General features: G+C 60.9%; 7 protein-coding genes and 2 pseudogenes. 6 read left to right on the top strand and 3 right to left on the bottom strand.

What is annotated here, in order from left to right; all coding sequences use genetic code 11:
• Positions 1 to 242 precede the first annotated feature (242 nt).
• Positions 243 to 734, bottom strand: coding sequence for a tyrosine phosphatase family protein (locus MTBUT4_RS14335; RefSeq protein ID WP_173980377.1), 492 nt, complete (start codon positions 732 to 734; stop codon positions 243 to 245).
• Positions 735 to 929: 195 nt separating this feature from the next.
• On the opposite strand from MTBUT4_RS14335, the pseudogene MTBUT4_RS14330 reads away from it, so the two are divergent.
• The 6 genes and pseudogenes from MTBUT4_RS14330 to MTBUT4_RS14310 form a co-directional block, all read left to right on the top strand.
• Positions 930 to 1115 (top strand): annotated as a pseudogene (locus MTBUT4_RS14330) (IS1380 family transposase); the annotation flags it as partial.
• The gene (locus tag MTBUT4_RS19915) at positions 1109 to 1732 is read left to right on the top strand and encodes a response regulator (RefSeq protein ID WP_371737958.1); all 624 of its coding nucleotides are present in this window, start codon (positions 1109 to 1111) and stop codon (positions 1730 to 1732) included. The pseudogene MTBUT4_RS14330 and the gene MTBUT4_RS19915, both read left to right, overlap by 7 nt.
• Positions 1713 to 2014 (top strand): annotated as a pseudogene (locus tag MTBUT4_RS19580) (transposase); the annotation flags it as partial. The gene MTBUT4_RS19915 and the pseudogene MTBUT4_RS19580, both read left to right, overlap by 20 nt.
• A complete protein-coding gene (locus MTBUT4_RS19575; protein ID WP_254434871.1) occupies positions 1980 to 2162 on the top strand; it encodes a phospholipase D-like domain-containing protein in 183 nt (60 codons plus the stop codon). The pseudogene MTBUT4_RS19580 and the gene MTBUT4_RS19575, both read left to right, overlap by 35 nt.
• A gap of 74 nt (positions 2163 to 2236) precedes the next feature.
• On the top strand, positions 2237 to 2485 hold the full coding sequence (locus MTBUT4_RS14315) for a hypothetical protein (protein ID WP_173980374.1): 249 nt from the start codon (positions 2237 to 2239) through the stop codon (positions 2483 to 2485).
• Positions 2478 to 2651, top strand: a complete 174-nt coding sequence (locus tag MTBUT4_RS14310; protein WP_173980373.1) for a hypothetical protein — start codon at positions 2478 to 2480, stop codon at positions 2649 to 2651. The genes MTBUT4_RS14315 and MTBUT4_RS14310 overlap by 8 nt, the downstream gene beginning before the upstream one ends.
• Before the next feature lie 25 nt (positions 2652 to 2676).
• On the opposite strand, the gene MTBUT4_RS14305 is transcribed toward MTBUT4_RS14310, so the two are convergent.
• Both MTBUT4_RS14305 and MTBUT4_RS19320 read right to left on the bottom strand, forming a co-directional pair.
• Positions 2677 to 3261 (bottom strand): recombinase family protein, encoded by a 585-nt coding sequence (locus MTBUT4_RS14305; protein ID WP_173980372.1) that lies wholly within the window; start codon positions 3259 to 3261, stop codon positions 2677 to 2679.
• A gap of 35 nt (positions 3262 to 3296) precedes the next feature.
• Positions 3297 to 3476: hypothetical protein (locus tag MTBUT4_RS19320; protein ID WP_217424182.1), on the bottom strand; the 180-nt coding region annotated here is incomplete at its 5' end.

The raw sequence follows: 3476 nt of genomic DNA, 5'->3' as shown, positions 1-3476 counted from the left end.
GGGTTAATGACGGCGATCTCCTGGCGCGAAAGCTTGGATGACCGGCGCGCGGACATGGTTCAGCATCCCCCTCGGAAGGTGCGCCAAAATGTACCGGCATTTAGTCAGCGAGACAACCGATGCGCGCCAATGAAGGCTGCCTATATCGCCCCTGGTAGGCAGAGTGTTTCGGGGACCGCTTGCGGCCCTCGAGGATGCGCCAGAACACGGGCGGCGGGACGGGTCAGGTTACCTCCTCGCGCTCATCCTAAACCGCAAATTGCGCCGACCAACCGTCCGCCCAGCCCCAATGCGTCATCAGCATATTGCACGATCAGCGGATTGGGGCGCGCACCGGATCGAATCCTGTGCAACCTCGTGACTGCGTCGGCTTCCCGCCCCGGCATTGCTTGCGCCAGCAGCGTCAAGGCAATCGCCGTTGATCGCGAGATGCCTGCGCCGCAGGTCACCAACAGGCGGGCCTCTGCTGGCATCTCAGCGGCAAAGGTGAGAGCGGCGAGAACATGCTCGCGGGTTGGCAACACCACACCGCCCTGGAGCGCGAGAGACGTCACGTCGGTTAAAGCAGTGACGTCATGGAACTCCAATCGCAGCATCGTGACCCCAGCCGGGCTGTCCGGCCCCGTGCTCTCTGGGTCGGTGATCAAGATCATATGCGTTGCCGCGAAGTCCCAGACCGTCTGGTTGATCTCATAGTGGCCGCATACGGCGAGGGCGGTGGGATCAGCGGTCATCGAGGGTCCGGCCTGGATAAATAGGTGCGTCCAACCAGGAGAATACCATGCGCTACGCCGAGATAATTGCCCCCAGAACGCCGAAGCCCAAGCCGAAGCCCAAGCCGAAGCCGAAGCCGAAGCCCACGCAGGAGGTCTCACTCAGCACGAAAACTGATCACCTCCCGGCCCCAAGCGCGCGATAGGCGCTCGCGCGACCAATCCCCAAGCTGGTCGCTGACCACCATCCGCGAGAAGGTGGTCAAGATCGGCGCGAAGGTGATCGCCCACGCACGCTACGCCATCTTCCAGATGGCCGAGGTCGCGGTGCCGCGCGACCTGTTCCTGTGCATCCTCGACATGATCGACGATCTGCGACCACGAGAGCCCGCGCCATGTTGACGGCTGATGTCGTCGGCACGGGGCGAACGGCAGGCGAAGTGCGCCCGCCACGTTGCGAAACGGGCTGGAACCGCGTGGCAGGAGACCCCCGAAGCGGTCGAGGTGGCAATCATGCTGCGGCGAACGCTGACGTCTTGGCATTCCGGCTTCCGGTTGGGCCGATAATCGGCTATTTTGGTGTCAATCAGGGGCCGATGGTCCGCCTATCTGGGAAATGTCGGATGAACGTGAAGCACGGGCGCGCTGTTATCGTCGAGGATAACACCCAGATGAGACAACTCATCCAGGTGGTTCTAGAGTCACTCGGCATTAAGGAGATCGTCTCGGCTGCCAATGGTGCCGAGGCCATCTCTGCTCTCCAGACTGGCGGGACGGACATCGTCTTCATGGACTGGCGGATGGATGTCATGGATGGACTGGAATGCACCCGTCGAATCCGAGCCGGTGTAGACGGGGTCGATCCGAAAACAGCTATCGTTATGGTGACGGGGATGGGTGGCGAAAAGAATTCCGATACGGCTTATGCCGCCGGAGTAGATCTCTTTATCGAGAAACCGATCTCCGTGAAAATTCTGCTCGCTGGTGTCGAGAAGATACTTGGCCGCTTGCCTGGATGATCCCCGCGCACCGGGGCAGGCCAGACATGGGCTGGCCAAGGTCATACGGTTCAGGCTGATGATGATCGCCGCCGGATACGAGGGCGGCAACGACGCCACCGGCCTGCGGCTCGATTCGGTGTACAAGATGGCGCTGGATCACCATCGGGCCGGGCGCTGTGCTCGCAATCGACCATCTCGCGGCTGGAGAACCTTCCGGGCAATAGGGCGCTTCTGCGCATGGGCCGCGCCATGTGCGATCTCTATTGTGCTGGATGGAAGCACCGTCATCACCGGCTCATTCAATTTTACGAAAGCTGCCCAGGAACGAAACGCCGAGAACCTGTTGGTCATTCGTGATCCCGTCATGGCGTCCCAATACGAGGCCAACTGGCGGAAACATGCCGGGCATTCCGAAGCTTACGAGGGACGGGGTGGACGGAACCGATGACCCATGGCGTAGGCGGCACGACAGATATCAGATGTGAATGCCTGCGGATCACCCCGGTCCCAGGCAGCAAACGGATGTTGGCCCTTGCCGATGTGCTGGTGGACATTGACGGGATAGAGATTGAGATCAACTCCATCAGACTGGAGCGCGAAGCCTACCGGGTTTCTGTCCGCCTGCCCGTGGATCGTGATAACCGGGCGCTGATCGTCGTCCCCGATCCCGTACGTGATGCAATTGCAGATGTCGTGTTGGCCGCCGGGCTGGAACAGGGGATCGTCCTGGAACGGACCATCACCATCGCGGTTGGCGCTGCACATGAATGAAGAAATTGAGCAGGAAGCTGAACGGCTGATCGCTCGCCATGGGACTCAAGCCGTCGCTGTCGCCAACGAGTGCGTAGAGCGTGCGCGGGCCTCCGGCGACATGCGCGCCTATGACGCCGCCCTGATGGTGCTGACCACGATTGAACGGTCGCAACAAACATCGTGATGTTGGGGTGGTCGTCACGCTCCGCTCACGCTGCGTATTCGCCATCTCGCACCCGGATGACGGTGGCACGAGACACGCCGTGGTCTCGGGCAATCTGGGAAACGCTAACGCCACCGCTCAGGGCATTGCGGATGGATTCCACAGAATCGTCATTCGTAACCTTGGGGCGTCCAAGCCGCTTTCCTTCGACCCTGGCTCGGGCCAATCCCGCCTGGGTACGTTCTACCAGGAAGTCTCGCTCGATTTCGGCCACCGCAGCGAGGGTCGAGAGCACGAGCTTGCCTGCCGATGAGGTCAGGTCCAAATCGCCAAGCTGGAGCACGCGGACCGAACAACCGGCCTGCTCCAGGGCACGGACCGATCCGAGGATGTCCACGGCATCGCGACCGAGCCGGTCCAGCTTGCTGACGATCAGCCGCTTCGGCTTCCTGGTCCGGCTGATGGTGTCCATCAGTTTGGCGAACTCCGGGCGCTCAATCGCGGGGACCTTGCCGCTGATGGTGTCGGCAAAGATGGCATCAGCCTCGTAGCCTGCCCGTTCAATCTCCAGCAACTGGTTCTCGGTCGTCTGACCCGACGTGGAGACACGGGCGTAGATGAACGTGTGCATTCCAAACACCCTGTTCAAAATGGATGTTCAGAATATCACGTGTCCAAAAGTTGCCAAGCGTATTTTTGGACACTCCATCTGCGCGGATCAACGACCTGTTCGGAAACGGTCGTTATAAGACAGGCTGGATTCAACGACACCCGGGAATTGACCCGGGGAACGACGACCGATACGACGCGGATGCCATCGTCATCGAGGTGCTTCAACGCCCCCCC

It is taken from the genome of Magnetospirillum sp. UT-4 (genome assembly GCF_902729435.1).
Lineage (GTDB): Bacteria > Pseudomonadota > Alphaproteobacteria > Rhodospirillales > Magnetospirillaceae > Magnetospirillum.
This window is presented reverse-complemented; position numbering and strand designations above follow the sequence as displayed.

What these genes read in the sequence shown, in the direction of transcription:
- MTBUT4_RS14335 (WP_173980377.1), bottom strand. Translation starts at nt 734, where the DNA reads ATGACCGCTGATCCCACCGCCCTCGCCGTATGCGGCCACTATGAGATC.
- MTBUT4_RS19915 (WP_371737958.1), top strand. Translation starts at nt 1,109, where the DNA reads ATGTTGACGGCTGATGTCGTCGGCACGGGGCGAACGGCAGGCGAAGTG.
- MTBUT4_RS14315 (WP_173980374.1), top strand. Translation starts at nt 2,237, where the DNA reads ATGTTGGCCCTTGCCGATGTGCTGGTGGACATTGACGGGATAGAGATT.
- MTBUT4_RS14310 (WP_173980373.1), top strand. Translation starts at nt 2,478, where the DNA reads ATGAATGAAGAAATTGAGCAGGAAGCTGAACGGCTGATCGCTCGCCAT.
- MTBUT4_RS14305 (WP_173980372.1), bottom strand. Translation starts at nt 3,261, where the DNA reads ATGCACACGTTCATCTACGCCCGTGTCTCCACGTCGGGTCAGACGACC.